Annotated in this window: 1 pseudogene; it reads right to left on the bottom strand. The window is 35.8% G+C overall.

Annotated elements, in window-relative coordinates:
* Nucleotides 1-133 precede the first annotated feature (133 nt).
* Nucleotides 134-655, bottom strand: a pseudogene (locus ACFSCZ_RS16910) (Mu transposase domain-containing protein); the annotation flags it as partial.
* Between the last annotated feature and the right edge of the window lie 118 nt (nt 656-773).

Below are 773 nucleotides of genomic sequence, written 5' to 3'. Positions count from 1 at the left end.
GCATCTATTGCTTTTTACGGGCGACAGCTTCCGTTACAAAGAGTCATTATTACATTCATAAGGCCGTTGGCGAGTGGCATGCATTTTTAAATGCCATTTCATACATTTTTTACTTGCCAAATACAGATAGCTGCTATTCATTTTTATACACCTCGTCAATCGCAAGTAAGTTCTTTTTCGCAAGCTCATCAATATTTGGATAATGAGGAAGCCCTTTTGATAATGCTTCGATGTAGTGTTCTTCTTTGTAGTTCATCTTCGATTGACTGATTGGGTGCTTGACAATTAAATCTTTGTTATAATAAACGTGAAGATTGTCGTCATACACTTGAAGGCCAACAGTCTTTCCTTTGTATTCAGCTGGAACTGAATATTGGTTTGATTTATAGGAGATCAAGCCCAAAAGATTAACCTTTACAAGCGTATGATGGATTTTGTATGAATCTCTTATTTGTTTCCGTGGAAGGGGCAATAAGAGATTTTTTTCTTGTGCGAATGCAAGGATAGGGATTTTTCCCGTTCCTTGGTGATAGCTTTGATTAATGCGTTCACAAAGGGATTGAACAAATGTGTGAAGTTCCTCATAATCGAATTTCCCTTGGTAGGCATGGATTTCATCAAGTAATTTCATAGGGGATTCGACTTTCCCCTTGTTATGCGAAGCTTCGCATAAAAAAGGTTATGTATAGTTAATGATTATGTAAAGTAAGGAAGTAAATCTATTACCTTTCAGCAAATTATTATTGTTTTACTTTACATTATCACCCTATTGT

This window comes from Siminovitchia sediminis (assembly GCF_042680885.1).
GTDB lineage: Bacteria > Bacillota > Bacilli > Bacillales > Bacillaceae_C > Siminovitchia > Siminovitchia sediminis.
The sequence above is the reverse complement of the archived record's forward strand: the minus strand, read 5'-3'. Positions and strand labels throughout refer to the sequence as shown.